Source organism: Labrenzia sp. THAF187b (genome assembly GCF_009363375.1).
GTDB classification, from domain to species: Bacteria; Pseudomonadota; Alphaproteobacteria; order Rhizobiales; family Stappiaceae; genus Roseibium; species Roseibium algicola.
Genome location: NZ_CP045344.1, coordinates 5,190,857 through 5,217,382, shown reverse-complemented (window position 1 = coordinate 5,217,382; position 26,526 = coordinate 5,190,857). Strand labels below are relative to the sequence as shown.

The 26,526-nt window shown below is 55.5% G+C and carries 25 protein-coding genes and 1 tRNA gene; 11 read left to right on the top strand and 15 right to left on the bottom strand.

Annotated elements, in window-relative coordinates; genetic code table 11:
• The first annotated feature begins 154 nt into the window (after positions 1 to 154).
• The 6 genes from rfbC to FIV03_RS23960 all read left to right on the top strand — a co-directional run bounded on the left by rfbC (position 155) and on the right by FIV03_RS23960 (position 6,245).
• On the top strand, positions 155 to 733 hold the full coding sequence (gene rfbC / locus FIV03_RS23985; RefSeq protein WP_152511251.1) for a dTDP-4-dehydrorhamnose 3,5-epimerase: 579 nt from the start codon (positions 155 to 157) through the stop codon (positions 731 to 733).
• Positions 730 to 1,812 carry a dTDP-glucose 4,6-dehydratase gene (gene rfbB, locus FIV03_RS23980; protein WP_152511250.1) on the top strand — a complete coding sequence of 361 codons (1,083 nt, stop codon included), beginning with the start codon at positions 730 to 732 and terminating at the stop codon, positions 1,810 to 1,812. Before rfbC ends, rfbB begins: the two co-directional genes overlap by 4 nt.
• Positions 1,809 to 2,699 (top strand): dTDP-4-dehydrorhamnose reductase, encoded by an 891-nt coding sequence (gene rfbD, locus FIV03_RS23975; RefSeq protein ID WP_209009774.1) that lies wholly within the window; start codon positions 1,809 to 1,811, stop codon positions 2,697 to 2,699. The genes rfbB and rfbD overlap by 4 nt, the downstream gene beginning before the upstream one ends.
• A gap of 37 nt (positions 2,700 to 2,736) precedes the next feature.
• Positions 2,737 to 3,615, top strand: coding sequence for a glucose-1-phosphate thymidylyltransferase RfbA (gene rfbA, locus FIV03_RS23970; RefSeq protein WP_152511248.1), 879 nt, complete (start codon positions 2,737 to 2,739; stop codon positions 3,613 to 3,615).
• A 277-nt stretch (positions 3,616 to 3,892) separates the two neighbouring features.
• Positions 3,893 to 5,536: a glycosyltransferase gene (locus tag FIV03_RS23965; protein ID WP_152511247.1), complete on the top strand. Its 1,644-nt coding sequence runs from the start codon at positions 3,893 to 3,895 to the stop codon at positions 5,534 to 5,536.
• Between the two features lie 73 nt (positions 5,537 to 5,609).
• Positions 5,610 to 6,245, top strand: coding sequence for a hypothetical protein (locus tag FIV03_RS23960; RefSeq protein ID WP_152511246.1), 636 nt, complete (start codon positions 5,610 to 5,612; stop codon positions 6,243 to 6,245).
• 16 nt (positions 6,246 to 6,261) lie between these two features.
• Here the strand turns inward: FIV03_RS23960 and FIV03_RS23955 are convergent, their stop codons facing one another.
• Complete coding sequence (locus tag FIV03_RS23955; protein WP_152511245.1) at positions 6,262 to 7,332, bottom strand: hypothetical protein; 1,071 nt, start codon at positions 7,330 to 7,332, stop codon at positions 6,262 to 6,264.
• A gap of 921 nt (positions 7,333 to 8,253) precedes the next feature.
• Positions 8,254 to 8,925, bottom strand: a complete 672-nt coding sequence (locus FIV03_RS23950; RefSeq protein ID WP_152511244.1) for a hypothetical protein — start codon at positions 8,923 to 8,925, stop codon at positions 8,254 to 8,256.
• Between the two features lie 43 nt (positions 8,926 to 8,968).
• Here FIV03_RS23950 and FIV03_RS32075 point away from each other — a divergent pair, with 43 nt between their 5' ends.
• Positions 8,969 to 9,130 (top strand): integrase core domain-containing protein, encoded by a 162-nt coding sequence (locus FIV03_RS32075; protein WP_152511243.1) that lies wholly within the window; start codon positions 8,969 to 8,971, stop codon positions 9,128 to 9,130.
• A 494-nt stretch (positions 9,131 to 9,624) separates the two neighbouring features.
• On the opposite strand, the gene FIV03_RS23940 is transcribed toward FIV03_RS32075, so the two are convergent.
• From FIV03_RS23940 to FIV03_RS23920, 5 genes are all read right to left on the bottom strand, one after another.
• Positions 9,625 to 9,701 (bottom strand) — tRNA-Pro (locus tag FIV03_RS23940).
• A 79-nt stretch (positions 9,702 to 9,780) separates the two neighbouring features.
• Positions 9,781 to 11,049 carry an O-antigen ligase family protein gene (locus FIV03_RS23935; RefSeq protein ID WP_152511242.1) on the bottom strand — a complete coding sequence of 423 codons (1,269 nt, stop codon included), beginning with the start codon at positions 11,047 to 11,049 and terminating at the stop codon, positions 9,781 to 9,783.
• The gene (locus tag FIV03_RS23930) at positions 11,046 to 12,653 is read right to left on the bottom strand and encodes an undecaprenyl-phosphate glucose phosphotransferase (protein WP_152511241.1); all 1,608 of its coding nucleotides are present in this window, start codon (positions 12,651 to 12,653) and stop codon (positions 11,046 to 11,048) included. The genes FIV03_RS23935 and FIV03_RS23930 overlap by 4 nt, the downstream gene beginning before the upstream one ends.
• The gene (locus FIV03_RS23925) at positions 12,653 to 13,882 is read right to left on the bottom strand and encodes a glycosyltransferase family 4 protein (protein WP_286202229.1); all 1,230 of its coding nucleotides are present in this window, start codon (positions 13,880 to 13,882) and stop codon (positions 12,653 to 12,655) included. Before FIV03_RS23925 ends, FIV03_RS23930 begins: the two co-directional genes overlap by 1 nt.
• Positions 13,883 to 13,988: 106 nt before the next feature.
• On the bottom strand, positions 13,989 to 14,546 hold the full coding sequence (locus tag FIV03_RS23920; RefSeq protein WP_152511240.1) for a polysaccharide biosynthesis/export family protein: 558 nt from the start codon (positions 14,544 to 14,546) through the stop codon (positions 13,989 to 13,991).
• Between the two features lie 197 nt (positions 14,547 to 14,743).
• Here FIV03_RS23920 and FIV03_RS23915 point away from each other — a divergent pair, with 197 nt between their 5' ends.
• On the top strand, positions 14,744 to 17,212 hold the full coding sequence (locus FIV03_RS23915) for an exopolysaccharide transport family protein (RefSeq protein WP_152511239.1): 2,469 nt from the start codon (positions 14,744 to 14,746) through the stop codon (positions 17,210 to 17,212).
• Between the two features lie 33 nt (positions 17,213 to 17,245).
• Here the strand turns inward: FIV03_RS23915 and FIV03_RS23910 are convergent, their stop codons facing one another.
• Positions 17,246 to 18,415 carry a GNAT family N-acetyltransferase gene (locus FIV03_RS23910; RefSeq protein ID WP_152511238.1) on the bottom strand — a complete coding sequence of 390 codons (1,170 nt, stop codon included), beginning with the start codon at positions 18,413 to 18,415 and terminating at the stop codon, positions 17,246 to 17,248.
• A 205-nt stretch (positions 18,416 to 18,620) separates the two neighbouring features.
• Here FIV03_RS23910 and FIV03_RS23905 point away from each other — a divergent pair, with 205 nt between their 5' ends.
• The gene (locus tag FIV03_RS23905) at positions 18,621 to 19,715 is read left to right on the top strand and encodes a polysaccharide deacetylase family protein (RefSeq protein ID WP_209009773.1); all 1,095 of its coding nucleotides are present in this window, start codon (positions 18,621 to 18,623) and stop codon (positions 19,713 to 19,715) included.
• On the opposite strand, the gene FIV03_RS23900 is transcribed toward FIV03_RS23905, so the two are convergent.
• On the bottom strand, positions 19,675 to 19,890 hold the full coding sequence (locus FIV03_RS23900; RefSeq protein ID WP_023003848.1) for a DUF2842 domain-containing protein: 216 nt from the start codon (positions 19,888 to 19,890) through the stop codon (positions 19,675 to 19,677). The two genes, FIV03_RS23905 and FIV03_RS23900, sit on opposite strands and share 41 nt — an antisense overlap.
• A 150-nt stretch (positions 19,891 to 20,040) precedes the next feature.
• On the opposite strand from FIV03_RS23900, the gene FIV03_RS23895 reads away from it, so the two are divergent.
• Complete coding sequence (locus FIV03_RS23895) at positions 20,041 to 21,135, top strand: COX15/CtaA family protein (RefSeq protein WP_075281493.1); 1,095 nt, start codon at positions 20,041 to 20,043, stop codon at positions 21,133 to 21,135.
• 177 nt (positions 21,136 to 21,312) lie between these two features.
• Here the strand turns inward: FIV03_RS23895 and FIV03_RS23890 are convergent, their stop codons facing one another.
• The 6 genes from FIV03_RS23890 to FIV03_RS23870 all read right to left on the bottom strand — a co-directional run bounded on the left by FIV03_RS23890 (position 21,313) and on the right by FIV03_RS23870 (position 25,523).
• Complete coding sequence (locus FIV03_RS23890; RefSeq protein WP_023003850.1) at positions 21,313 to 22,593, bottom strand: O-acetylhomoserine aminocarboxypropyltransferase; 1,281 nt, start codon at positions 22,591 to 22,593, stop codon at positions 21,313 to 21,315.
• 159 nt (positions 22,594 to 22,752) lie between these two features.
• Positions 22,753 to 22,878 (bottom strand): hypothetical protein, encoded by a 126-nt coding sequence (locus FIV03_RS31935; RefSeq protein ID WP_023003851.1) that lies wholly within the window; start codon positions 22,876 to 22,878, stop codon positions 22,753 to 22,755.
• Between the two features lie 397 nt (positions 22,879 to 23,275).
• Positions 23,276 to 23,461, bottom strand: a complete 186-nt coding sequence (locus tag FIV03_RS23885; protein WP_152511236.1) for a hypothetical protein — start codon at positions 23,459 to 23,461, stop codon at positions 23,276 to 23,278.
• A gap of 104 nt (positions 23,462 to 23,565) precedes the next feature.
• A complete protein-coding gene (locus tag FIV03_RS23880) occupies positions 23,566 to 24,096 on the bottom strand; it encodes a CoA-binding protein (RefSeq protein ID WP_152511235.1) in 531 nt (176 codons plus the stop codon).
• Positions 24,097 to 24,213: 117 nt separating this feature from the next.
• Positions 24,214 to 24,666 (bottom strand): DUF3052 family protein, encoded by a 453-nt coding sequence (locus FIV03_RS23875; RefSeq protein WP_152511234.1) that lies wholly within the window; start codon positions 24,664 to 24,666, stop codon positions 24,214 to 24,216.
• A gap of 35 nt (positions 24,667 to 24,701) precedes the next feature.
• A complete protein-coding gene (locus tag FIV03_RS23870) occupies positions 24,702 to 25,523 on the bottom strand; it encodes an enoyl-CoA hydratase (protein ID WP_152511233.1) in 822 nt (273 codons plus the stop codon).
• Positions 25,524 to 25,634: 111 nt separating this feature from the next.
• Between FIV03_RS23870 and FIV03_RS23865 the strand changes: the two genes are divergently transcribed.
• Positions 25,635 to 26,507, top strand: coding sequence for a DUF1194 domain-containing protein (locus FIV03_RS23865; RefSeq protein WP_286202228.1), 873 nt, complete (start codon positions 25,635 to 25,637; stop codon positions 26,505 to 26,507).
• Positions 26,508 to 26,526 lie beyond the last annotated feature (19 nt).

The window sequence follows — 26,526 nt, the reverse complement described above, 5'->3', positions numbered from 1 at the left end:
CAGTAAACGGACACGAAGCCGTTTTGGGAAACGAGGTCGGATTGTGGTTCCTTCGCCCTTGAAGGAACCTGAAAATCTTATACAGATTTGCGGCAAGACCTGCCTTGAAGCGGGGCTTGCCACGAAACGTGACCGCGAGACCCGAAATGGATTCATGCTCGAAGTAATTGAACTGGACATTCCCGAGGTCAAGATTCTCCGGCCGAAGAGGCATGGTGACAGCCGTGGTTTCTTCTCCGAAACCTACAACAAAGCGCTTTTTTCCGACGCCGGAATAGACATCGATTTCGTCCAGGACAATCATGCCTACTCTGCGGAAAAGGGAACGGTCCGCGGTCTGCATTACCAGACGCCGCCGTTCGCGCAGGACAAGCTGGTGCGTGTCGTGCGCGGAGCGATTCTGGATATCGCTGTGGATCTGCGGCAAGGATCTCCGACTTACGGCAAACACGTCTCGTCCGTCATTTCAGCGGAAAACGGCAATCAGATCCTGGTGCCAATCGGATTTGCCCACGGGCTGGTGACGCTGGAGGCGCACACGGAGGTTCTCTACAAGGTCTCGCATTATTATGCTCCGGAGCATGACCGGGGCATCGTGTGGAACGATCCCGATCTGGACATAGATTGGCGAATACCTGAAGCCGATGCCATCCTGTCGCAAAAGGATCAGAAGCTCCCACGCCTTGCCGATGCTGCCAGCTGTTTCACATACCCGGAGGCCAGAGAACGATGAAGGTTCTTGTCACGGGAGGCGCCGGCTTTATCGGTTCGGCGGTCGTGCGAAAGCTGGTGTTGCAAGGCCTTGCAGAAGTCGTCACCGTGGATGCCCTGACTTATGCCGGTAACCTGGCGTCCCTGGCTCCGGTCATGGAAGATCGCCGCCACCGGTTCGTGCAGGCAGATATCCGGGACGGGGAGGTCATGACCAGTCTGCTGGAGGCAGAAGCACCCGACGCTGTCATGCATCTGGCGGCAGAAAGTCACGTCGACCGGTCGATTGATGGCCCGGCTGCCTTTATCGATACAAATATCGTGGGCACTTACACCTTGCTGGAGGCTGTGAGGGGGTATTGGTCCGGCTTGCCAGTGTCTCGAAAGGAAGCCTTTCGCTTTCATCATGTGTCCACCGATGAGGTCTATGGCAGTCTCGGTCCGACAGGGGCCTTCAAGGAAACGACCGCATACGCGCCGAATTCTCCCTATTCCGCATCAAAGGCTGCGTCGGATCACTTGGTCAGGGCTTGGCACCATACGTATGGGTTGCCGGTGGTCACCACCAATTGTTCCAACAATTACGGGCCTTACCAGTTTCCGGAAAAACTGATCCCGTTGATGATCCTGAACGGCCTGGAGGAAAAGCCTCTGCCGGTCTATGGCGCGGGAGCAAATATCCGTGACTGGCTACATGTCGAAGATCATGCGGATGCGTTGTGGCTGGTCTTGACGCGTGGCACTCCGGGCCAGGTTTACAACATCGGCGGTGACGCAGAGCGTCGAAACATCGATGTAGTCCATTTGATCTGCGATCTGCTGGATGAAGCGGTGCCTGAAGGAAAACCTCGGCGAGAATTGATCGAGTTCGTGACAGACCGTCCCGGCCACGATGCGCGCTATGCGATGGACATTTCGCGGATCGCTGCCGAACTCGACTGGCGCCCCGGTTATTCATTCGAAAGCGGATTGCGCCAGACGTTGGATTGGTACCTTGCCAATCGCAGCTGGTGGGAGGCGATCCGTAGCGGTCAATATAGAGGGGACAGGCTGGGACTTGGCGCAAATGGTTTTTCAAGTGCATCTGCCGGTGTTCCATGACCCGTGTTCTGCTTACGGGAGCGAACGGTCAACTCGGTTATGAAGTCATTCGGCAAGCCCGGGCGCTTGATCTTGATGTCGTGGCTCTCGACAGGTCGACACTCGACATAACAGATCGCAAAGCCGTGGCGGAAATCGTCCAGAACTTGGCACCCGACCTGATCATCAATGCGGCTGCATACACGGCCGTTGACCGTGCCGAGACCGACCGGCAGGCCGCCTTTGCGGTCAACCGCGACGGAGCCCGCAATCTTGCGGAAGTTGCCGAACGGCGTGGTGCCGTCTTGATACATTTCTCCACGGACTACGTATTCGACGGGGCAAAGTCGCAGCCTTATGTGGAAGAAGATACAGTCGGCCCGTTAGGCGTATATGGCGAAAGCAAGGAGGCCGGTGAGGCCGCCGTCCGCACAGTCTCAGAACGTCACCTGATCCTGCGCACGTCCTGGGTGTACGGCGTGCATGGTGCGAACTTTGTTCGGACGATGCTGAGGCTCGTACGGGAGAAGGATGAAATTCGGGTGGTCACTGACCAGACAGGATGCCCGACATATGCCGCCGACCTGGCTGAAATCGCATTGCAGCTATCCGTGCAGGTCCTGAAGGGCAATTTTCCGAAGGATGGATACGGAACATTTCATTGTGCCGGACAGGGGCAGGTGAGCTGGCATGGGTTCGCATCCAAGATATTCGAACTGGCCGGGGAACGATCGTGCAAACAGCCGGAGCTGATTGGCATTCCGGCGTCGGAATTTCCAACGCTTGCAAATCGGCCGGCGAACTCGGCGCTTGATTGCTCAAAACTGTCACGTGTCCACGGCCTTTCCGCCAGGGACTGGCAAGTGGCACTGTCCGACATGCTTGACCGCCTGTATCTAAACGCCTGATATCTTGCGGGCAAGCAATTGGAATTGGAGTTGGACAATGAAAGGCATCGTGCTGGCGGGCGGAAGCGGAACGCGTCTCTTCCCGGTAACAAGGTGTATTTCCAAGCAATTGCTGCCTGTCTACGACAAGCCGATGATCTACTACCCCTTGAGTGTTCTGATGCTTGCCGGGATAAGAGATCTCCTGATCATCACAACACCACGTGATGCCATGGCTTTTCAGAGCCTTCTGGAAGACGGCGCGCGCTGGGGCATCAACATCAGCTATGCTGTTCAACCTGAACCGGCCGGCATCGCGCAGGCGTTCCTGATCGGAGAGGAGTTTCTGGCTGGACAGGAATGTGCGCTGATCCTGGGAGACAACCTTTATTACGGACATGGTCTGACGGAAATTCTTGCGCGAGCTTCAGCGCGCAAATCCGGAGCGACCCTGTTCGGATACGAGGTGGCGGAGCCGGAACGATATGGTGTCATCTCGTTCGACCCGTCAGGCGCGCCGGTTTCAATCGAAGAGAAGCCAAAGTCCCCCCGGTCGTCCTGGGCGGTAACAGGGCTTTATTTCTACGACAAGGACGTCGCCGCCATTGCTTCCGATATCCGTCCGAGTGCGCGTGGTGAACTTGAAATCACGGATGTGAACGCCCGGTACCTGGAGCGCGGAGACCTGCAAGTTGAACAGCTGGGGCGCGGATTTGCCTGGTTCGACATGGGGACACATGACAGCCTCATAGAATCCGCGACCTTCGTGCAGGCCATCGAGAAAAGACAGGGCCACCGCATCGCCGTTCCGGAAGAAATTGCGTTCAAGAACGGTTGGATTACTGTGAATGATCTGGAACGGCTGAGCGAAGAATATTCCAGCAGCGGATATGGGAAGTACTTGGAAAAAATAGTCTCCGGGCACTCTAACTCATAAATTAATATTTCCGTGCGGAGGAAAATTGAAAATCTTGTCTAACAATAATCTATTTGATTTACGGGCTAATAAATTCTGTCGAAGGCTATACGAAGCTTTTCTCTCGCCACGAATATTTGTAGCTGCTTGCTGGTGGTACGTCGTTGGTAAAAGGCAGCGTTCCCGAAACCGATTCCGACTGGTTTTCAGCGCTACAAGTATTCAAGGCAAGAATCTTCGTGTCGGACCACATATCTGCTTTGCACAAGCAAATCCGTCTATATCAGAACGAGAAGAGATGCAGCAGGAAGTTGCCGGTTGGCATAATCCTCCAGTAATCTCAATCGCGATGCCAGTCTATAATACAGATCTGGCTCAGTTGCGAGATGCCATCCAATCCGTGAAGAAGCAGATATATCCGCATTGGGAGTTGTGCATTGCTGACGACTGCTCAACGGATCCTGCCATTCAAGAGGCTCTCAAGGAAATTGAAGAAAGCGACGGGCGCATCAAAGTCGTTTACCGGAACGAAAACGGACATATCTGCAGAGCCTCAAATTCTGCTATAGATATAGCGTCGGGTCCTTACATTGCATTCATGGACCATGATGACCTGCTACCAGTTCATGCCCTTTATTATGTTGCCAGAGAAATTCTGCAATTTCCTGAGGCAGATTTCATCTACTCGGATGAAGATAAAATCCGGAAGGAAGGCTGGCTTACCGATCCACACTTCAAGCCGGACTGGAATCTGGAACTTTTTCTAACCCAGAACTACGTCAATCACCTCAGTGTATACAGGGCTTCAATAGTCAGGGATGTTGGAGGTTTTCGACCAGGTTTCGAGGGAAGTCAGGACCATGATCTAGCACTCCGGGTGGTTGCTCGGATTGACGAGAAAAATATTCGTCATATTCCGAAAATTCTCTACCATTGGCGATGCTTCTCCGGTTCGGGATCTTTTTCCGATCGCTGGATGCAGCAAGCCATAGAAGCGCGTCAGCGCGCCGTACGTGAATACTTTAAGGACAATCACCCGGAAGCACCGGTGTCGGTAACGAATGGCCCTTCAGGGTGCAACAGGATCGTTAGGGAGCTTCCGAGCCCGGTTCCGCACGTAACAATCATTATTCCAACCCGTGACCGCACAGAATTTGTAAAGGCCTGTGTCTTCAGTTTGTTTGATAAAACAGACTATCCACGTTTTGACGTTATCATCGTGGATAATGACAGTGTGGAAGTGGAGTTAAAAGAATATCTGAGTGAAGTAACAGAAAAGCACCCTGTAACTGTTTTGCCGTATTCAGGTGAGTTTAATTATTCGGCCATGAATAATTTTGCTGTTGAACATGCTTCCGGTTCAGTTGTTGTGCTCTTGAACAATGACACTCAAGTCATTTCTTCTGAATGGCTTCGGGAGATGGTGTCCTATGCAGTGCTACCTCATATCGGGGCTGTTGGGGCGAAACTCCTTTATGCCAACGGTTCGGTTCAACATGCTGGTGTGATCGTGGGCGTGGGAGGTATCGCAAATCACGCTTTTCAATTTTATCAAGGCGGCGATATCGGCTACCAGAACAGATTACAGCTTCCGCAATATTTTCTCGCAGTTACCGCCGCTTGCATGGTTGTTGAAAAGGAAAAATACCAAAAATGTGGAGGTTTGGACGATAAAGACCTAAAAGTTGCGTACAATGATGTTGATTTTTGCCTAAGGCTATCAAGAGATCTTGGGTTGAAGAATGTATACACTCCATATGCCCAATTATTTCATCATGAGTCTGTTTCGCGCGGTCAAGATATTTCGCCGGAGAAGGTGGCAAGATTCGAGCATGAGTCTATGACCATGAGAAAGCGCTGGGGTGATATCATGCAACGCGACCCTTATTATAACGAAAACTTCTCGCATCATAATGCGTATTTTCAGTATAATGAAAGTTGAAGTATTTTCAGAACATCAATTATTATAAGTTCGTTGATAGGTATTATATGGATGGATTTGTAGGCGGTAGTATATGAGATTATTTGACCTTGGTGTTTCAATAAACGATGAGAAGATGAGAAAGTTTTCATCGAGCAAGAAGAAAGTGTATCTCATTTCTGGAGCAAGTCGTGGAGGAACCTCTGCACTAGCTTATGCATTGCGGCGAGCTAATATATACTTTGGGGATGTTGATGTTAACAATCATGAACTTCCAGATTTGATGATACCTGATCTTACTGAGGACAAAATCAAAACCGCCATAGATGGATTGCTTGTTGAGAAAGATGTTGTTGGTGTCAAACTTCCAAGTTTTTCTTTTCATTTAACGTATCTTACATCGCAATATCCAAATTCAATATTACTTTACGTTATACGCAATCCGTTGGATGTGGCTTCGACGATTATGTCCAGGAGTCCAGTCCATGGTCTTAATAAGTCGGATTTGCAGATGGGTATCCAACATTCATTTCATTTTTATTTCGCAATGGCCAAAGTTCTCGATCAGATTGAACAACCTGTTTATCTGTTATCTTTCGAGAAGATGAAAGCGCAGTCAGAACGGTTCGTAACTTGGCTTGAAGAAATTGGGGTAAATTTATCAGAAGATGTTAGGTTGAAATTGGCCAAAGAAATAGAATCGCCTGGTTACAAGAGTATTGCAGACTAGGTATTCAAGTAATCGCTCATTTTGTTATTCGAGAGCATGAATCTCGAGGAGTTTCCAAACACGCCGACCAGAAGGCTTTCTGTTCCCTTCCGGCAATTTCATTTCGCTCATGAACGGGCGTGAGCGATCCGACGAGATCCTGAAAGTTCCGTTCAATCGACAGCGACAGCAGGTTGTCCACCCAGGTTCGAACGTTGTTTTTCCAGACCAGGCCCACGCGGTTGATGCGAACGAAGTCAGCATAGGCCCAACTGTCGCTGTACACACCAACGCCTCCACAAACGGCATGTTCTGCCAGCTTGTTCGCGGATCGGGCATCGTTGAAGCTGGAAGGTATTACCGGGTAGAGAAGAACGTCAAACCTGTGTTTGAAAAGGCGCTTGCGATAGAAATACCAGTCGAGGTGCCTCAAAACCCGTAGCTTGGGGTGTGTTGAAAGCTGCGGCGGTACGTCGTGATCTCCAACTATTGTCAGTTCGACATTTGCGCCTGTCGCCAACAGGTTTTCAAATACCTCAAGGACGAATTTCCGATCGGCGGCGTGGCTGGCAGTTCCCAGGTAGCCGATCCTGAGCGGTGCATCTGCCGGCAGGTCTTGAAAACACCAGTCCGTCGAAAGTGCTTCTGACCAATACGGATCGAGCATTTTGACCTGAAATCCTTGTTGCTCGTAGACCTCGAACAAGGCAGGCGAAGGGACAACAATCGTGTCGGCTGCAGTTGCCAGCTTGTTGTGCTGTCCATTGCGAAGGCTCAACAAACGTTGCCGGTAAAGTTCAGGCAGCGACAGATCGTGGTCTGCTGCCCATAAATTGTCATCGATCACGTAATAGAGCCGTTTTGTCTTTTCATTCAAAAGACGCTCGACGACGCCTGGATGATCACGACGGCAGACAACAACGGCATCACGGGTAGAAAACGAATTGACGCCTTCGCGCTGCAAGCTCCGCTCGCGGTTGGAATTCAGAAAATAGATGTCTGTCGTTGGAATGGTTTTGAACGAAGAACACAGATTACGCGCGAGGACGCTGTAGCAATAGTAAAAATCATCAGACGACTTTCTCGAAAATTTTGTCGCTATTCTCATCAAAAAAAATACTCGGAATATTCGAATACAAACTGGTAGCTATGATTACTCGGAATACAGCATAATCAGGTGCCAGTTTCGTGCCGTGGCCACAAGCTGCCATACGTTGTCACGGTAGGTAAGTTTACGCATAGCGTGCATCCGCCGGCAAGCAACTGCGGGAAGCGAAATTGGCAGACTGTGATACTTCTGCGTGAAACGTTGGAATGCTGAACGGCAAACGCAATGCGGCGCTGGATGGAAATCCAGCCGCATACTCGTTCAAAATCTGCAAAATATTTGGGGAAGTTTGTGTTGGTCGGGCAGGCCGGATTTGAACCGACGACCCCTTCACCCGCAGCGAGTGGGACCGGGTGAAGAACCACAGAAAACTGCGAGTTCTGGTTTTCAAGGTGCTCGGAAAATCACGGAATGTCCCGGGGTTTCTGAGCGGATTCCATTTTGTTCTCCTTGTTGTGTCATGCGCCTGGTCGCTTTCCTATGGCGTTGGACGCCGCTTGGTGGTGGGTTGAGTTCAAGTGTCCGTAGACGTCGAGCAGCATCTTCAGTGACTTGCCAAGGTAGTTGGCGAGGCCCTGTAGCTCCTGCGTGGTGATAACGTTCTGAATGCCCCAGCTTGCCGCCGTGTGGCGCAGCACATACGGAATGACTTCCGGATCCAGTTCGCGGCTTCGCGAATCTTAACCCACGCTTTTTTGACGCTCTTTAGCGGCTGGCCATCGCAGTGGATCACATGCGTGCAGTCCGCGTCCAGTCTCTGTCAGCGTTCCAGGTGCGCGGCAGAGGCGATCGGGAATAGGGATGCTCGGACGCTTCTTCGAGGTGTTCCGTTCCGCGGCGCCCTGCGTTATGGCCCGAAACAACACCGAAGCCGTGTTCGATGTTATCGGCATGACTTCAGTAGTTATTCGAGCGCGCAGCCTAGCTTATTTGGATTTCCGTTTTAAGCATTTTTATGTCTCGTTCGAGATCTTCAATAAAGTGTTCAAGTTGTATCGCAGAGATGAAGGCGCCTCGAACAATATAGTCGAGTTCTTTAGGCGGTAGCTGTGCCGGGTGTTTTTCATCTTCGACCATTTTTATAGTCGATTGTCTGAACTGTGTGAGGACTGTATTCACAGTATCAAGCATGTGCTTACAGCTAGCTGCCATTCCTATTTCGTGATGTCTTGGCATTGGGAGGGGGTTTTGGCGGCAATTCCCAATGCTTTTGTGAGTGAGATTGAATGGCCCTGCGTCGTTGGGACAAATGGCCAGGAAGCATTTGTGAATGTTGTTTGCAGTATCTCGCAGATACTCCATGTCCATCAAGGTTCGACGAAGTCGTCTGGTTCTTGCTTCACGCGATTGTTTTGCCGCTCTGATGTTTTGAATTTCAAGGCTTGTCCAGGCAATTGCCGCAGCGAATATCGCAAAAGAGCCGCCTATGAGCGTTTGCCATCTGTATGCGACGCACTGCCAACCGTCCTGTTCGCACTCCGCCCCGGTCTTAAATTCGATTGCTATTGGTGGATTGAACAAAAAAATCTGAACCGCCAGCAAAACGGCGATGATGCAAAGAACAAAAAAAAGAGGCTTGTCTCGGCTTTCCATTTGGTTGCGCTCCCCAGCGAAAGCACAACTTTAGCGCACCGCGTTGTGTTGGCAAGACGGAGCGTGCAATGAACCGGCATTCCGCGCATTTGTTGCCCTCGCCGAAGCCGGATCCCAAATCACCGCATGGAAGGAAGACTACAACCGCAACAGACCCCATTTATCCCTGGGCAATCTCACGCCTACGAATTCGCATCGAAAATGACTTTGCAATCACGGGCCGCATGAGGCCAAAAATCAACCAAAGGACTCCGCGCTGAAGTGGAAGAAGATCGGGTCTCAGATCACTTCTCGATCATCGAACGAATCTAGATCCAAAACAGTCATGTTCGCGCAGCGCGGGGAAGTGCACCTGTACGCCGCTGCAAAGCTCGGGGACTCGGAAATCGTGATTTGTTTGATGTTCGCCGGTGGGTGCTGCCTCACCATCCTGTCGAAATGGCGGGGCAGGGGTGTTTCGTCAAGCGTTCAATTCAGCGTCTGGAATTGTGTCAGGTCCAGCGGCTTGCTGTCTCGAAACTCTAGAGGAAGTTTGCTTGGATCTTTTGGGGTGGCTGTGTGCGCTGTGACGGTAAACGCGAGAATGGTTGCCGTCACGATCGAGCGAATCCGTTTCTCAGCGCCGGGGCCTACAGCGTAGTTTCTGAGCGATAAATGAGCGCTCGGAATTCTAAAAAAGCCGTAAGTCATTGAAATGTTTGGTCGGGCAGGCCGGATTTGAACCGACGACCCCTTCACCCCCAGTGAAGTGCGCTACCAGGCTGCGCTACTGCCCGAACGGACCCTACCTAGCTTGTTCGCATGCCAAGCGCAAGCAGGTTGTTGCGCTTCTTTGGAGGCTTTTCCAGACATCTGTTACTTGCGGTAAGGGAAGGCGGGAACCGGTCGTGCAGGGCGGCCATGGCCGAGCTTTTCAGCGGCAATCAGGCCCCAGGCCAAGCCGTACAGCATATACATGTGCCGCCAGTGGTCGGTGTCGATGATCACCGACAGGATAAGATGCGCGGTAAACACCGCGAAGACGGATTGGGTGAAGGCGGTCCACGGGCGGGCTTTGAACAGGAGCGGCACCAGCGCGCAGAACGTCCATAGCGCCATCAGAATGTAGATCGAGCCGCCGAGCCAGCCGTAGGTCGTGTAGCCTTTCAGATAGACGTTGTGTTCGTCTTCCGGGAAATACTTGTTGAACTCCAGCGGGCCGAGTCCGAGCGGGTGTTCCATCACCAGCTGAAAGCCGAGCGAGTAGCGGGCGAAGCGGCCAAGGCGGGCACCGTCGTAGGATTGTACGAGCTTTGCCCGTTCTGCGAACATGTCGGCGACCGTATCGACCGAAAGCGCCGCACCGATCAGGGCGAAGACGGCAAGGATGCCGATTACGCCAAGAAGCACCAGGCGCGCCCGGCGGGCCCCGGCTTTTTCTGTGACGAGCGCCAGGAAATAGACGAGCAGCACCGATGCCGACAGGACACCCCAGGCACCGCGTGAAAAACTCAGGAAGACGCCAAGCAGCAGGACGGCAAGCGGCACCAAAAGGTGCAGGTTACGCAACACCGATTGCCGGAGCAGCTTCTGGATCAGAAGCACCGTCGGCAGCACCAGGAACGGACCGAACACGTTGGGGTCCTGGAAGGTGCCGCGGGCTCGATCGTAGAGTGTGAAATAGGACGCGCCGGGGAAAAGCTGAAAGTAACCGGCGATGCCTATGGCAGCCACGAGCACGGCGCTGGCGATATAGCCGCTCTGGATGACCCTGAACCTGCCGGGGTCTTCCGCGATAATGGCGGCATAGAAGATTGCCGTGATTGCCAGAAAGCCGGAAACGGCAATGTACATGATGGCATCGCCCATCTCCTTGGCCATGGGAATGGAGGCGACGCCGCCTGCAATGTAAAGCATCAGACAGATGATCAGCGGACCGAATTCACGGCGAAGTTTCAGGCCGCAGGCAAGCCAGACGACCGAAAGCAGCGCCATGTAGAGTTCGTAAGGCGCCGGCTCCTCGATTACGAACCCGGACAGAAAGGCTGCAAGCCACAGTGCGGCGTTGCCCAGGCTCCTGGCCTGAAGACCGATAGGCGCGCGCGCATGAGGCGTGCCGCCAAAATGGTCGGTCGCAAGGCTCAATAAGCGTTCTCCGTATTGAGCAACCGGAAGGGCGTCTGGATCAGGATTTTCAGGTCGAACAGGATCGACCAGTTCTCGATGTAGTAGACATCGCACTCCACGCGCTTCTGGATCTTTTCCGGTGTATCGACTTCACCGCGCCAGCCGTTGATCTGCGCATAGCCGGTCACGCCCGGCTTGACCTTGTGCCGCGCGAAGTAACCGTCAACGACGTCGTCCCAGGTCTTGTTGTTGGTATGGGCGTTGACGGCATGCGGGCGAGGTCCGACGAGCGACAGGCTGCCGCCGAGAACGTTGAAAAGCTGCGGTAATTCATCGATCGAAGTCTTGCGGATGAAACGTCCGACCCTGGTCACGCGGGGATCGCCCTTGGTCACCACCTTCTTGGCGTCCGGATCGGCCATTTCCGTGTACATGGACCGGAATTTCAGAACTTCGATGATCTCGTTGTTGAAGCCGTAGCGTTTCTGCCTGAACAGGATCGGCCCCTTGCTGTCCAGCTTCACGGCGATGGCAGCGGCGATCATGACCGGCAGCAGCGTGATGATGGCGAGCGAAGCGAAGACAAGGTCGAAGATCCGCTTTGCGACCATGTCCCAATCGGCTATCGGCTTTTCGACCACGTCGACAAATGGAACCGTACCGATGAAGCTCGATCCGCGGTTACGAAAGCGTACCTTGTCGGTGTGGGCAGAAAGCCGGATGTCGACCGGCAGAACCCAGAGTTTTTTCAAAAGCTCCAGCACCCTTTGCTCTGCGCGCAGGGGAATGCACACAATGAGCATGTCGATGCGTGCCAGGCGGGCGAATTCGACCAGCGCGCTGATGTTGCCGAGCTTCGGATAACCGGCCACCACTGGTGGCGAACGTTCGTTGTTCCGGTCATCGAAAATACCGCAAATGCGGATGTCGTTGTCCGCCTGGGCTTCCAGGTCGTGGATCAGCTCCTGGGCGGCCGTGCCGCCGCCGACGATGATCGCGCGCCGTTCCAGGCGACCGGATTTCATCCAGTGACGCACCAGTCGATAGACAATGAAGCGTGACAGGCAAAGGCCGGTCAGGCTTATCGCGAACCAGGCGCCGATCCAGGCATCTGACAGTTCCGTGCCGATGCCTGTTGTGGTGCGCAGAAGCGCGAACATGGCGAACACGAGCGTCCAGCCGGCGGCAACCCGTCCGATCTGCGACAGACCCTGGCGCATGACCGGAACCTGATAGACGTCGGCGGCCTGAAAAAAGGCGAGCGCAAACAGGATGGCGGCGCCAGTGACAAACAGGTTGCCAAGTCCGAAACCAGCCGCTTCGGGACTGGTAAAGACCGCGAACAGAGCCGTTCCAGCGATTAGAAGTACGTCCGTAAGACGCACCATGCCGGTGAGAACGGTGACGGAAACGCCCTTGCCACCTAAGCCTTGAGCAATTTCAAAGGCATCGGCCGAAAGGCTGGTGTTGGCTGCGGACAGAACCTCGACGTTGCTTTGGCCGGTCGCGCCATGAACGGTATGTCTGAAATGCTTTTCCAATCTGTGCCCCAAACCGGATGTCCCGCCTTGAACAGGCTTCGGTTCGGCCGCATCAGAGGGTTTTAAAAATGGGGTATTCATTATCGGTTGCTCGATCTGGCAAGAACGGTCTGCGCACGCGGCACGGCTGAGACACTATCAGCTTGGGCCGGTGTCGAGCTATCGGTCGGGGTGATGCCCTGGATTTCCTGGTAGAGGGTGGTGATTCTGTCGTTCATGAGGTCGACCGAGAAAGTCTCTGCAAGGCAGCTGCGCAGGTTTTTTGCCTGTTGAGCCATCTTGGCGGGATCCGCAAGTGCTTCTTCCATGGCTGTGGTCAGTTTGCCGATATGGCCTGGTTCCACCAGCCGATTGGCATAGCGGCCAAATATTTCCGGAATGCCGCCGACCCGTGTTGCGATCAGCGGACGTTCTGCTGCCACGGTCTCCAGGATGATATAGGGCATGGCTTCGGCGCGTGAGGGAACAACGACATTCCTGGCGAGCTTGAAAGCTTCCCGAGCGGGAAGGGCGCCATGGAACGTGATTGCGCCGTCGAGCCCCAGCTTCCTCACCATGTTCCGATACCGCTCTTCGTCCGGGCCTTCACCAACGATGTGAGCCTTGGGCGCAGTGCCGTTCTTCAGGCGAATGTTGTAAAGCGCTTCAATGAAAAGGTCCGGTCCCTTCAGGTCTCGCAGCATTCCGATATAGAGGAAATCGGCGGCTGCTTCATCCACCGGAACGGGGGTGAATTCGTCTGGTGTCAGCCCGTTGTAGACAATGCGCGACCGGGCTTTCGTGTGACCGACCTTGCTTTCGTAGGCTGCGGCTTCATAGTCGGACACAAAGATCAGCCCGTCGGTCAGGCGGCCAAGGAGCCGTTCCAGCGTGTGGTAGACCCGGCCTTCGAAGCGATTGGGATCATAGTGCAGACTGCCGCCATGGGGGCAATAGACGCGGGCGGCTTTCTGGCCGCGCAAGCGCAGAACGCTGCCGATCAGGCGCGCATAAGCGCCACCTTTTGCCCCGTGTCCATGCAGGATGTCGGGTTTCAGGTCCCGGATGTGCTTGTATAGGGAAACAGTTGCCGTCAGATCCTGTACGGTCAGCTGACGTTGCATGGGAAAGCGTGCAATACCAAGAGCTAGCCTCGGTTTCAGCTCTTCAAGAAGCTGATTGTCGAAAGCACTGCCCGTGTTGCTGTCACATACGAGGCCGACATCGTGTCCCGCTTCCGACTGGCAGATGGCCAGATCCCGGATATGGCGAAAAATGCCGCCAATGGGCGAGCGCACGCAATGCACGATCCGCATGGGGGTCGTTGTCATGATGCAGTATCCCTGTTGCCACCCCCAGGTCTCTTATCGAACCTGTGGGGCACTGAAACTGCACCCTAACAAAGGGAGGTGAGTCCACAGTTAACTTGGCGGGACCCTAAAAAAAACGCTCACGGACGTAAATTGTATCACCGGGACGCACCGGGTCCGAAATGGGCACACGGCCGTTTAGAATTTCACCGTTGAGCTGTCGGGTGATATCCACATCTGACTGCAGCGCCCGCGAACTGAATCCGCCTGCTGTTGCGATGGCGTTTTGAACGGTCATGCCGGCAACGTAATTATATTGGCCTGCATTTTGCACTTCACCCATGACGAAGATCGGACGATAGGTATCGACCTCCACCGAGACGTCCGGATCGCGGATATAGCCCTGACGCAGCTTGGCCGAAATTTCGGATGCCAGGCCTTGCTGCGTCTTGCCGCGCGCAGCGACGCTGCCGACCAGCGGGAAGGAAATATATCCTGCTTGATCAACGACATAAGTATTGGACAGGTCATCCTGGCCGAACACGATAATGCGCAGCCTATCGCTTGAGTCCAAGCGATAAGGCTGGGTCAGTGTTTCGTGAAACGCTGTCGGCGGCTGTCTGTACCCGCTGCATGCAGCAAGGCCCAGGCACAAGCCCAGGACAACAAGCGCTCTCGTTCGCATCAACGACTCTCCTACAATTCGGAGACAGGATCGCGCTTTATGGTTAATTGAGGGTGAAGAGGAAAAAAGACCTGTCCGGCACCCTGTCAAATTTGCGCATGCATTAATTAACAGGGCGTCCCCGGAGACTGTAACCAGCTTAACCGAACGCTTACCATAATTCGACATAGTTTGCCGGTATTTTGGAGTTTCAAAAGATGAATGCTGAGCGGCAGACACATTCCGAAGACGATATGGCGCTGGATCTGGGTGGTCTGTTGCGGACGATCGGGCGATCCCTGGGCTGGCTTGTGCCACTCACGCTCTTCGTCACCGTTGTCGTCTTTCTGGGGCTCCAGTTCGTAGCGCCCAAATACAAGGGCGAAGCGCGCCTCATCATCGAGAGCACGGACAATCTGCCCGGTGCATCGCGAGGGCAGGAAGAAGAGCGAGCGCTGCTCGACAGCGAAGGTGTTGTCAGCCAGGTGCAACTGCTCAAGTCCGCTGATCTGGCACGTCGAGTCGCGAACAAGCTCAACCTTGCTGCGATACCGGAGTTCGATGCGAAAGACGATGGCAGCCTCGTCAACCTCCTGCTGTCTCTGGTCGGGTTCGGAAACGAGACCGATGGCAATAGCGAGGAAGAACGGGTCCTCAAGCATTACTACGAGAATCTGGAAATCTACCGGTTGGAGGGATCCCGCGTGATCGCGGTCGACTACACCGCCGAAAGTCCGGTTCTGGCGGCCAAGGTCGCCAATACGATTGTTGATGAGTATCTGTCGGTTCAATCCAGCGCAAAACGGCAGACGACCGAGCAGGCCTCTGCTGCGCTGGAGCCTCAGATTGTCGAATTGCGCCGGGAAGTTCAGGCAGCCCGGCAGGCGGTATCGGATTTTCGCGCCCGGGCAGACCTTTTGATCGGTGCCGACAACATCCCGCTCAACCAGCAGCAACTTGCCGAAACGAGTACCGCTTACTCCGACGCCCAGTCCTCCAAGGCCGAGGCGCAGGCCAAAGCCGACCTCATTCGCGAGTTGCTGAATTCAGGCGGTTCTCTCGAGACTGCGAGCGATGTGCTGAATTCCGCGCTCATTCAGCGTCTGCGGGAGCGTCAGGTCGAAATTCAGTCCAATATTGCAGAACTCTCAATCACACTGTTGCCCAACCACCCGCAACTGAAGGCGCTTCAATCTCAGCTTGGTGATTACGACCGGCAAATCCGATCGGAAGCACGCAAGATCCTGCAGGGGCTGGAAAACGATGCGAAGGTGCAAGACCAGCGCGCAAAAGCACTTGGGGCACGCCTTGAGGAGCTGAAGACGGCTGCGGCAAAATCCAACGCCGATCAGGCAAGGCTCGCGGAACTGGAGCGCGAAGCCAATGCAAAGGCGGCGCAACTTGACCAGCTTCTGCTGAGTTTCCAGGAAGCTGATTCCCGCTTGCGTGCACAGGTTCTGCCTGCCGATGCCAGGATCATCTCCCGTTCCAGCGTGCCGGTAGAACCGGATTCGCCCAAAATCATTGCCAGCACCATCATTGCTGCGCTTGTTACTTTTATTCTCGGATGTGCCTTTGTGCTCATGCGCGAATTTCTGAACGGCAATGCGCTCTACCGGATGCAGGATGGTTCGTCCGAAGGGCAGCGCGTCGCACCGCGCATGGATGAGCGGCCGCAGTCAGGTCCTCAGGATACCGTGCGGGCTGAAAACCCAGGCTGGGGTGGCGGCTACGGTCAGACCGTTGCCAGCTACAGGATCGATCCTGGCGAGTGGAGCAAAACCGACACGCATCGCGACGCAGAACCAAGCGTCCCTGAAACAGCCGCTAGCATTGATGAGCCTGCCGAAGAAACGGTTCCTGAGCAGCCCCCGGAACCCCAACCCCAGGCCTTGGAAAAGACACAGCGGCCAAAGGGACGCATCGGGATCCTGTCCGGCAAGCTTCGTGGTCGAAAAATGAAGACTGGCTACGATCACGATGTCAGCCCGGACCGGGTGGGGGACATGCGGGGTTCGAAGGAAACCGAAGCAGAGGTTCCAGGTGCGGAAGTCGCTCCTGTTCCTGTGGTTTCAGCCAGCAAGACAAGCAGACAAGCAAAGCGGGAAGAGCAGCTCAAGACAACGCACGCGGACGACGTTGAAGCGGCGGGGCGCGTCGTCGTGCTCAGCGTCGATGATGAGGCCCTGTCTCACGAACTCGCTTTCGACCTGATCCGGAAGGCGGCCGGGCGTGGCAAGTCTTCTCTCATCATGGAAGTCTTTCCCGATCAGACCAACCTGAAGGGGGCCGAAGGGTTCTCCGACATTGTCGCTGGAACGGCGCCTTTCGCCAAGGTGGTCTATCGTGATGCAGGATCAAAGGCGCATATCATTGAGGCCGGGCGGGTTGAGATCACGGACGAAATGGTAAACTCGGAACGTTTCAAGCTCGCTCTTGAAGCAATCAAGTCGACCTATGAAACCGTCGTTGTCGATCTTGGCGCCATCGATGGGTCGCTGGCGAGTGCCCGTATGTTGAGTTTTGCGGACAGGGTTCTGATTGCGGCTTCCGCTCCTGATCACGGCCACGAACTGCAAAGTGCGGCCAATCTTCTGGCACATAACACCGGCGCGAAGGTCGAAGTCGTGATTTCTGGTGGAACCGGACCGGGGCCGCGTAGAAACGGCGACGGGCACGCCGCCTGAGGAAGATGTTGGCGACAGTTGGTCACCAACTGTCTAACTGTTGCCGGCGAAACCCGCTTTCATCTTGCGCAAACGCCGGATCAGCGGCCACAGCATCGATGAATTGCGGATGTGGGTTTTGGCTTTCAGTCTTGCTGCTTCCAGGCGCATGCGCAGAGCCCCTTTCCAGGTCATCGCCAAAAGGCTGTCCTTCAAAGGCACTGGTTCCGCCCACGTGGTCTTGTAGCGTTCCTCGCCAAGGCCGAGGTCCAGTGTGTCGATGGTCGGATCACCGCACGCTCGTTCGATGATTTCCTTGATCAGGACCAGACCTGGACTGTTGGGCAGCATGTCGTCATGAGCAACGCTGTTGCTGTAGGCATAAAGCGTCTTGCCATGCTGGGCGCACAGATAGGTGGCCCTGATCTGGTCTCCCGTTTCCAGGTACCAGAGATCCAGGGGATGAGCGCCGTGATCCTGAGCGCTGCCCGCTGCATCCAGGCCAAGCACGCAGGACAGGAACGTCTTCGCTGGGGGCGCCGAAAAAACATTCGGAATGCCCGCTTCCTTTGCCCTGATTGAGCGTTGTTCAAGAAAGGCATTAAAGCCACGTTGCCTGTCGACAGGGGAGGCGGCTTTGGTAATCGTGTAGTCACCGGCTGCCTGAAGATGCCGTTCCTTGCGAAGCAGGTTCTTGCGTGCGGATTTGCTGTGTGTGTCGTTGAACAACTGTCCGAAATCGGAGGGCAGGGCGCGTGCGAAAACAGGGCTCGGGCTTGACGTCGCTCCTTTGAATACCAGCGGATGGTCGCGCCCTAGCCAGGTCTCCGGAACGTTCTCAAGCTTGAGGAGATCAGCTCCGACCTGTTTGCAGACGGCTGACAGGTGGCTTTTCATCTCGGCTGCGGCGGCATCTCGGTAGAAATCTGCATGCCAGAGGCCCGTATTCTGGTTGCCATTCTGGTGGCCGAGAAACGTCAGCGCAGAGATTCCAGCAGACCGTTCAAGTTGCAGTGGCAGCAGAAAAACCGCCTGACCGCGACGCCGTCCGACAACTATCACCGGCGTGCAATTCAGGCTCTGGCCGACTGTCTCGAACCAGCTGCAAAGCCAGGCAGGAGACTGGTATGGATTACTGTGCAGCACATCCTTTAGTTGTTGCCAGTCAGCCTGTGCTTCGCTAAGCCTCGTGAATATGGACAATTCAAGGTCTGTTGAGGACACGGTGCTCACCTCGCGCCATGGCGCGTGAAAGACAGGCTGAAACGGTTATTGAAAATCGGATAAACCATTTTGAACGAACATGAAGGACAGACAGGACGTCGCGCTGGCAGATCAAGCTAAGTCTCGATAGATTTAGCAATAATTGTTAAAGAAACCGTGCCTAACTGGCACATTCTAGCAAGGTGGGCATTTCGGCCACATGGGCATGCGGCACAAGACGGTAACACGCGCATTCAGTGTACTTAAGGGAACGGGGCTCGGCCGTATGCTGGCACCGTTTACCCAGGGCTGTGGTGCCGTGTTTATGATGCACCATGTCCGGTCCGCACGCTCCGATGCTTTCCAGCCGAACCGTCACCTGGAAATCACGCCCGAATTTCTGAAGCTTGCGGTCGAGCGGATTAGGGCAAACGGCTATGAAATCATATCGATGGATGAAGCCGTTGACCTGCTCAAGTCCGGTTACGGGCACCGCCGCTATGCAGTTCTGACCTTCGATGACGGGTACCGGGACAATCTGTCTGTCGCCTATCCGATATTGAAGGAACTGGAAGCTCCTTTCACCGTGTTCGTCACAACCGGGCTGATCGACCGGACCAGCGAACTGTGGTGGCTGGCCCTTGAGAAGATCATCGCAGACAACGATGAAGTGGTCTTTACTGCAGCAGGCAATTCAGCCGGCATCCCGTGCATAACACTTGCAGAAAAAAACGCGTGTTTCGAAAAGATCGTCGATCATCTGACACTGGAGGTTGGCGAAGGAGATCAGCGCAAGATCATCCGGGCGCTTGCTGAAAGATACGGCGTCGACCTGAAAGCCCTGGCGGACGGGCAGATGATGACGTGGGACGAGACCCGCCAACTGGCTGGTGATCCGCTGGTTACCATCGGTGCCCACACCCACGATCATTTCGCCATGGCGCGGTTGAACGCAGATGCCGCCTGTGAAGATGTGACCAGGGGCCTTGAGCGGCTGGAGAAAGAACTCGGCCGCAGGCCGAAGCACTTTGCCTATCCGTATGGAAAATCACACGCGGTTACACCGCGCGATGCGGATATCTTGCGGGAGATCGGCTTCGCCTCGTCTGTGACGACGCTTCCCGGTGTGCTTCAATCCGTCAATGCGCGCGACCCGATGATGCTGCCACGCGTCTCCCTGAACGGCCGGTTTCAAGACCCGGCTGTCGTCGATCAGTACCTGACGGGGGCGCCCTTTGCGCTTTACCGGGTTGCCCGGTGGGCTGCCAACGGGTTTGGTGTCAGGTCCGGCTTTTCCCGCCTCTTTCCATCCACCAGATAATCGCGCCTGCCGGGATGACCCAGGCCAGACCTGCGATGCCGAAGTAGATGAAGCGGACCAGGTTTGAGGACTGCTGCAATGTCAGGTCGCCGATCACCATAGCGGTGAGGGCGTAGACCACCACAAAAACAACCAGCAGCACCATGCCGATAAACTTGCGAAACGAGGGAACCATTGTGGGGCGTGTCCGTTGACCGTGTGTGAATCCGCGCGATGAGGGACCTTTTGCCGCAAAACGTCCCGGACCGCTTGCCGTCTTGCTCCTGCACCTATATCTCCGCAAGCCAAAGGTCAAACTCACGATAAGAATTTCCGGAAGCGGGTCATGATTGCGATTGCAGAAGGTGTGAAGAACGAACAGATGCTTCCGGCCAAATTGCAGAGATTGCGACAGAACAGGGCCCTGATCCGGTGGTGGCTCTACTTCGTTTGTGCGCTGATCCTGGCCATGGTCGTCGTCGGCGGAGCGACGCGTCTGACCGAATCCGGTCTGTCTATCACCGAGTGGAAACCCATCCACGGCGTCATTCCGCCGCTCAGCGAAGCCGAGTGGGAAGAGGAGCTGGAAAAATATCGCCAGATTCCGGAATATCAGCTCATCAACAAAGGCATGAGCCTTGACGAGTTCAAGTTCATCTTCTGGTGGGAATGGGCGCACCGGCTGCTGGGGCGCTTCATTGGTGTTGCGTTTTTTGTTCCCATGGTGGCGTTCTGGGCAACCGGCAGGATAGAGCCCTGGCTGAAGCCGAGATTGCTTGTCGGCCTGGCACTTGGCGGTTTGCAGGGCTTTGTCGGCTGGTGGATGGTGGCTTCCGGTCTGGTGGACAGGGTGGATGTCAGTCAGTACCGGCTGGCCACACACCTGACGCTCGCACTATTCATTTTTGCCTATCTTTTCTGGATTGCCCGGCGGCTGAGCCCCTTGCCCGAACCCGAAATTCAGGAACAGGAGCGGCTCGCAGGGCTGGGCAAACTGGTTCTTTTCCTTGTCTTTGTTCAGATGTTCCTGGGAGGTCTCGTCGCCGGGCTGAACGCCGGATTGACCTTCAACACATGGCCACTCATGGATGGCCAGTTCATTCCGCGCGGCATGCTTGCCATCCAGCCTATCTGGCTGAATTTCTTTGAAAACGTGATGACGGTTCAATTCCAGCATCGCATGACAGCCTATGTGCTGGTGTTCACCGGTGTGGCGCTGGCCTGGAGTACCTTCCGCGTAAGCCGGCGCAAGGAGCTGCGCCGGGCAGGCGCCCATGTCGGGGGCTTCCTGTTGCTGCAGGCGATCTTCGGCATTCTGACGTTGCTGTGGCACGTGCCGCTGTCCATCGCTCTGGTGCATCAGGGCTTCGCGGTTATTGTTCTGGCGGCTGCGGTTGACTATGTGGCCATGCTGAAAGGGCCCTTCGCCATTCGCAGCTAGGCTTCGGCAATCTCACGTGTTGGGGAAACGGACAGCCGCGTGGAAGCACTTTGCTCCGAACGCTGCGGCGCTCCAGTCTTGGATTTCCGCTGCGCTTACGGCCTCGGGGCCTGATCGAGTGTACAGGCAAAAAAGCCCGCCAATCGGCGGGCTTTTCGTTTGTTCTGCTGGAGCCTCTTATCCGGAAAGGGCCTGATCGAGATCGGCGATGATGTCATCGACATCTTCCAGGCCGACCGAAATACGCACCACATCCGGGCCCGCGCCGGCCGCGGTCTTCTGTTCATCCGAAAGCTGGCGGTGTGTGGTGGACGCTGGATGGATGATCAGACTGCGCGTGTCACCGATGTTGGCCAGGTGCGAGAACAGTTCCACCTTGCTCACCAGGGCGACACCTGTGTCATAACCGCCTTCAACGCCGAAAGTGAACACGGCACCGGCGCCTTTTGGCATGTATTTCTGTTGCAGGGCGTGGTGCTTGTCTTCCGGCAGGGCTGCGTAGGACACCCATTTGACCTTGTCGTGGGCCGCCAGGTGAAGCGCGACTTTCTTGGCATTGTCCGAATGACGCTGCATGCGCAGCGGCAGGGTTTCGATGCCGGTCAGGATCATGAAAGCGTTGAAGGGCGAGATGGCCGGTCCGAGGTCGCGCAGACCAAGCACACGGCAGGCAATCGCAAAGGCGAAGTTGCCGAATGTCTCGTGCAGGACGATGCCCTGGTATTCCGGCCGGGGCTGGGACAGCAGCGGATAGTTGCCGCTGGCAGACCAGTCGAAGCTGCCGCCGTCGACGATGATGCCACCCATGGAATTGCCGTGACCGCCCATGAATTTGGTCAGCGAGTGCAGAACGATATCAGCACCGTGTTCGATCGGCCGGCACAGGTATGGCGTTGCCATGGTGTTATCGACCACCAGCGGCACACCCTTTGCCTTTGCAATTGCCGCAATCGCCTCGATGTCGACAACGATTCCGCCGGGATTGGCCAGGCTCTCGATGAAGATCGCGCGCGTGCGGTCGTCAATCGCCGCTTCGAAGGACGACATGTCCGCAGGGTCGGCCCACTTCACGCCCCAGCCGAAGCTCTTGAAGGAGTGGTTCAGCTGGTTGATGGAGCCACCATAGAGCTTGTTTGCGGCCACGATGTTGTCGCCGGGCTGCATCAAGGTGTGGAAGCACAGAAGCTGAGCGGAATGACCGGAAGCTGTCGCAAGTGCGGCGGTACCGCCTTCAAGCGCCGCAACGCGCTCCTCCAGAACAGCCGTCGTCGGATTGGTGATGCGTGTGTAAATGTTGCCGAAGGCCTGTAGCCCGAACAGGGAAGCAGCATGATCGACATCGTCGAAAACGAACGATGTCGTCTGGTAAATCGGTGTCGCCCGCGCGCCTGTCGAAGGATCCGGCGCTGCGCCAGCGTGAATCGCGAGAGTGGAAAAACCTGGAATATTTTCGCTCATTAAAAGACCTCCCTGTTGGATTGGCGGCCAGTTTGACCGAAGGAGCAGGGCAGGTCAAAGAACGATTTTGCGGTTTTGTGATCTAAAGGAAATTATGTATGTCAAAGCGTTAGGCAGGATTGTCGGCCTTTGCCTCCTGCCAGGGTGGGGTATGTCTGCCTATTGGTCGGAAGGGTCCTTCCGGTTCTCCAGCTTCACACCGAAATAGACACCGAACAGCAGTGCTGCTGCCAGCAGTGGCAGGCTCCATGCCAGAAAGGTCGTATCTCCGAAGACTGCAAACACAGCGGCCTTCCTCCCGGTTTGAAAACTTGGATGCGAGGCAAAAGGTTAACGATCTCTTATGGAGAAAGTGGAAAGAAATTCATCGGCATTCGGAGCAAATTGAGCGAAAGCTCTTATAAATTGAACTTAAAATTATCAGCTTTCGTCGGTTGCATCATCTTTCGTGCGCCTGCTTGCGCGCGGGCCGTTTGCAGATGGTTTCTGCAGATGAATCAGTACCGCGATACAGACGACGAACGCGACGGTCGCGAGCGCGAATATCATTAGTATTGCCCCCATGTATCTGTCGTTAAAGGCGCAAATTCGCCTGAACGCAGATCAAACCCCATCCCTGAAGTCCTGAAGTATAGCAGAAACACGCAGGGGTAGAAGTGGGGGTGTATACATTGATTTCGGTTCAGCCGCCCTTCTGTTCCCGTTCGCCGGACTGTGCCTGCTCTCGCGCCCAGGTCTCGTCACGGTGGGCGAAGGGGGATCCGTGTTCGGCCTTGTGCACGAATGCGAACAGCAGCAAGGCAACCAGAGCTGCCATAGCCATGAAAACCCACTCAAATGCGGTAAACAGGGTCGGGTCCTGGGTCATGCTGCCTCACGCTACTGATGGCGCCCGGTGGGCTTCCGGACGGCGGTATCTCGACTAACGAGCTATCCGGCGAGCATTGTGCGAAGCTGATGCAATGGGGAAAATTAGCTGTCTTTTTCCCCAGAAAGCCCGCGATGCTGAAACCCTGCTTTCAGGGCAGGGCGCTTGGAGGAAAGCGTACGCGAGTTAACACCTGCCCATCCGATTTCACCTGACAGTCGACCATACTCTATCTTAGGGCAGCGGTTCATCACCATCTTGATACCTGCAGCTTCTGCTCTTGCTGCTGCTTCGTCATGGCGCACGGTCAATTGCATCCAGATGACCTTGGGCAACTTGCCGCTGGCAATTACATCGTCGACGATAACGCCTGCCGCTTCGGAATTGCGAAAGATGTCGATCATGTCGGGAGCCGCAGGCAATTCGTCGAGCGAGGTATAGACCTTCTGTCCCAGGATCTCCTTGCCCGCCTGACCGGGATTGATGGGCCAAACCTCGTATCCCTTGGACAAAAGGTATTTCAGCACGAAATAGGACGGCCGGACGTTGTTGGCACTCGCGCCGATCATGGCGACGGTTTTCACCTCGTCGAGAATACCCTTGATGTAGGCGTCCGGATAAGTGTCGTGATTCATGGAATGGAGATCCTCAGATTTGTCGCGCTATCCAATGCGAAATGACACCTGCCTGCAAGGGGCCTTCTGCCGCAGACCGGTCCGCCTCGAAGAATTGTGAAACCGCGCAGGGCGAGGTCAATTGCCAGCAAAGTGTTCGGCCAGCTTTGCCGCCTGTTCTTTCCTGAGTTCCTTGCGGATCATCAGTTTCAAACCGGACCAGATGCCGTCAACGGCACAAACCTTTACGTCCACAAGACCCATCGGCAGGCAAAGCTCGCGGATGGTGTCTTCGGTGATGTCGGTCGGTAGCTTGCTGGCCTTCTTGGGCCAGGAAACCCAGATCATGCCGTCTGGATCCAGCAGGCCGCGCAGGGTTTCCAGTTGTCCGGCCAGTTCCACCCGTTCGGTGACAAACACATGAGCGCATTCAACACCCGGTTCCGGTGTAGCGAGAATGACCGCGCCGGGGTCTTGTGTCTGCAGCAAGGCGGATATGTCTTCCGGCACCTGGCGACGCCAGCAGATCATTCCCGGTTTCAGCCCCAGTTTTGCGGACAGCGGACGTCCGGAATAGCCGGCTTCAGGCATGTCTTATCCTTGATGTCTCCAAACGGCAGGGCCGATCAGCTGTCCGTCCATTCGGGTTTGCGTTTTTGCAGAAAGGCGTTGATGCCTTCTTCCGCATCCCGGGCCATCATGTTGTCGACCATGGTTTGTGCCGCGAAATCATAGGCTTCCGACAACGGCATTTCCAGCTGACGGTAGAAGGCTTCCTTGCCGATCTTCACGGTCTTGGCAGACTTGGAGGCGATCGATTCCGCGTATTTCTGGACAACCTGCTCCAGGTAGTCACGCGGGACGATGCGGTTGATCAGGCCGAAATCCTTCGCGGTGGATGCGTCGATGCTTTCACCGGTCAGAAGCATCTCCATGGCCTGTTTAGGAGCAACATTGCGCGAGAGCGCAACCATTGGTGTGGAGCAGAAGAGGCCGATATTGACGCCCGGTGTGCAGAAGGTGGCCGTGTCGGTAGCGATGGCAAGGTCGCAGGAGGCAACCAGTTGGCAACCGGCTGCGGTCGCAACACCTGTTACCACGGCGATCACCGGCTTGGGCAGGCGCACAATCTGCTGCATCAGATCCGAACACTGGCGCATGATCCGCTCATAGGTTGCCTTGCCACCATCCGCTTCACCGCGCGCTGCGGTTAGTTCCTTCAGGTCGTGGCCAGCGCAGAAGACCTTGCCTTCCGCACCGAGCAGAACAACACGCACTGCAGGATCCTCTGCCGCCTTCTGCAGTTCACCGGCTAGAGCGGTCATCATCTCGCTCGAAAGAGCGTTCATCCGCTCCGGCCGCTGCATCACGATCCGGTAAACGCCTTCATGAAGAAGCGTTGCGAGCATCGGTTTCTGGATCTCGTCATTTGCGGCGGTTTCAGACATGGAACGCTCCCTGAAGATTTGCTTTGCCGATGTTATAGCCGACGCGGGCAGGGCGGCGAAAGTGTCCGATCGGCTGGTGGCTGCCGCCGATCACAGATGGTTTATCTGACGATGCGTCAAGTCGCTGGCGGTTCTTTCGGTTTCGGTTATCCTTTCGGCATGTGGAGGCTTTCCGAAGTCCGCTCACTTGCAGGTGCAGTCGCTCTGTTGCTGGCACCTCTCGGTCCCGCGCTTGCGCAGGAACAGGTCGATGTCGCTCTGGTCCTTGCTGTCGATGTCTCCCGCTCCATGTCGCCTGAAGAACTACAGATCCAGCGCCGCGGATATGCTGCCGCCATCTCCAGCCCGGAGGTGGTGCGGGCGATCGGGTACGGGGCTCACGGCCGGATCGCTCTCATGATGTTCGAATGGGCCAACGAAAGCCACGCGCGCGAAATTGTCGGGTGGTCGGTGATCGAGGGCGTGGAAGATGCTCAGGAGTTCGCCGACAAGGTTCTGGCGGACAGCACCTACGGTCAGCGGCGAACCTCGATTTCCGGCGCAATCTGGCATGCCACGGCTTTGCTTGCCGACGCACCTTTCAAGGCAGACCGCCGCGTGATCGACATTTCCGGGGATGGTCCCAACAACCAGGGGGCACCTGTCGTCCAGGCACGCGATGCCGCCGTGGAGGCCGGGCTCGTGATCAATGGATTGCCGCTGATGACAACTGGTGGCATGGGCTTCCAGTTCAACATTCCGGATCTGGACGTCTATTATCAGCGGTGCGTCATCGGTGGGCCCGCCAGCTTCGTCATACCGGTAAACGACTGGGAACAGTTTCCCGAAGCCGTTCGTCGCAAGCTGATCCTCGAGATCGGCGGCGTCAAGCCGCCCGAGCCGCAAGTCATCCCGGCCCAATTCACCTTCGAAGAGCCATATGACTGCCTCGTAGGAGAAAAGATCTGGCGGCGCATGCGCGAGCAGTATTTCTGGGATCAGTAGCGGCAGAGCAAATCTGCCG

Excerpts from the sequence above, each read along its gene's own strand:
- FIV03_RS23905 (WP_209009773.1), top strand. The coding sequence starts at position 18,621 with ATGCGGCACAAGACGGTAACACGCGCATTCAGTGTACTTAAGGGAACG.
- FIV03_RS23960 (WP_152511246.1), top strand. The coding sequence starts at position 5,610 with ATGAGATTATTTGACCTTGGTGTTTCAATAAACGATGAGAAGATGAGA.
- FIV03_RS23915 (WP_152511239.1), top strand. The coding sequence starts at position 14,744 with ATGAATGCTGAGCGGCAGACACATTCCGAAGACGATATGGCGCTGGAT.
- FIV03_RS23895 (WP_075281493.1), top strand. The coding sequence starts at position 20,041 with ATGATTGCGATTGCAGAAGGTGTGAAGAACGAACAGATGCTTCCGGCC.
- FIV03_RS23885 (WP_152511236.1), bottom strand. The coding sequence starts at position 23,461 with ATGACCCAGGACCCGACCCTGTTTACCGCATTTGAGTGGGTTTTCATG.
- FIV03_RS23865 (WP_286202228.1), top strand. The coding sequence starts at position 25,635 with ATGCGTCAAGTCGCTGGCGGTTCTTTCGGTTTCGGTTATCCTTTCGGC.
- FIV03_RS23920 (WP_152511240.1), bottom strand. The coding sequence starts at position 14,546 with ATGCGAACGAGAGCGCTTGTTGTCCTGGGCTTGTGCCTGGGCCTTGCT.
- rfbC (WP_152511251.1), top strand. The coding sequence starts at position 155 with ATGCTCGAAGTAATTGAACTGGACATTCCCGAGGTCAAGATTCTCCGG.
- FIV03_RS23955 (WP_152511245.1), bottom strand. The coding sequence starts at position 7,332 with ATGAGAATAGCGACAAAATTTTCGAGAAAGTCGTCTGATGATTTTTAC.
- FIV03_RS23900 (WP_023003848.1), bottom strand. The coding sequence starts at position 19,890 with ATGGTTCCCTCGTTTCGCAAGTTTATCGGCATGGTGCTGCTGGTTGTT.
- FIV03_RS23950 (WP_152511244.1), bottom strand. The coding sequence starts at position 8,925 with ATGGAAAGCCGAGACAAGCCTCTTTTTTTTGTTCTTTGCATCATCGCC.
- FIV03_RS23930 (WP_152511241.1), bottom strand. The coding sequence starts at position 12,653 with ATGAATACCCCATTTTTAAAACCCTCTGATGCGGCCGAACCGAAGCCT.
- rfbD (WP_209009774.1), top strand. The coding sequence starts at position 1,809 with ATGACCCGTGTTCTGCTTACGGGAGCGAACGGTCAACTCGGTTATGAA.
- FIV03_RS23870 (WP_152511233.1), bottom strand. The coding sequence starts at position 25,523 with ATGTCTGAAACCGCCGCAAATGACGAGATCCAGAAACCGATGCTCGCA.
- FIV03_RS23880 (WP_152511235.1), bottom strand. The coding sequence starts at position 24,096 with ATGAATCACGACACTTATCCGGACGCCTACATCAAGGGTATTCTCGAC.
- rfbB (WP_152511250.1), top strand. The coding sequence starts at position 730 with ATGAAGGTTCTTGTCACGGGAGGCGCCGGCTTTATCGGTTCGGCGGTC.
- FIV03_RS23925 (WP_286202229.1), bottom strand. The coding sequence starts at position 13,882 with ATGACAACGACCCCCATGCGGATCGTGCATTGCGTGCGCTCGCCCATT.
- FIV03_RS23875 (WP_152511234.1), bottom strand. The coding sequence starts at position 24,666 with ATGCCTGAAGCCGGCTATTCCGGACGTCCGCTGTCCGCAAAACTGGGG.
- FIV03_RS23890 (WP_023003850.1), bottom strand. The coding sequence starts at position 22,593 with ATGAGCGAAAATATTCCAGGTTTTTCCACTCTCGCGATTCACGCTGGC.
- FIV03_RS23965 (WP_152511247.1), top strand. The coding sequence starts at position 3,893 with ATGCAGCAGGAAGTTGCCGGTTGGCATAATCCTCCAGTAATCTCAATC.
- rfbA (WP_152511248.1), top strand. The coding sequence starts at position 2,737 with ATGAAAGGCATCGTGCTGGCGGGCGGAAGCGGAACGCGTCTCTTCCCG.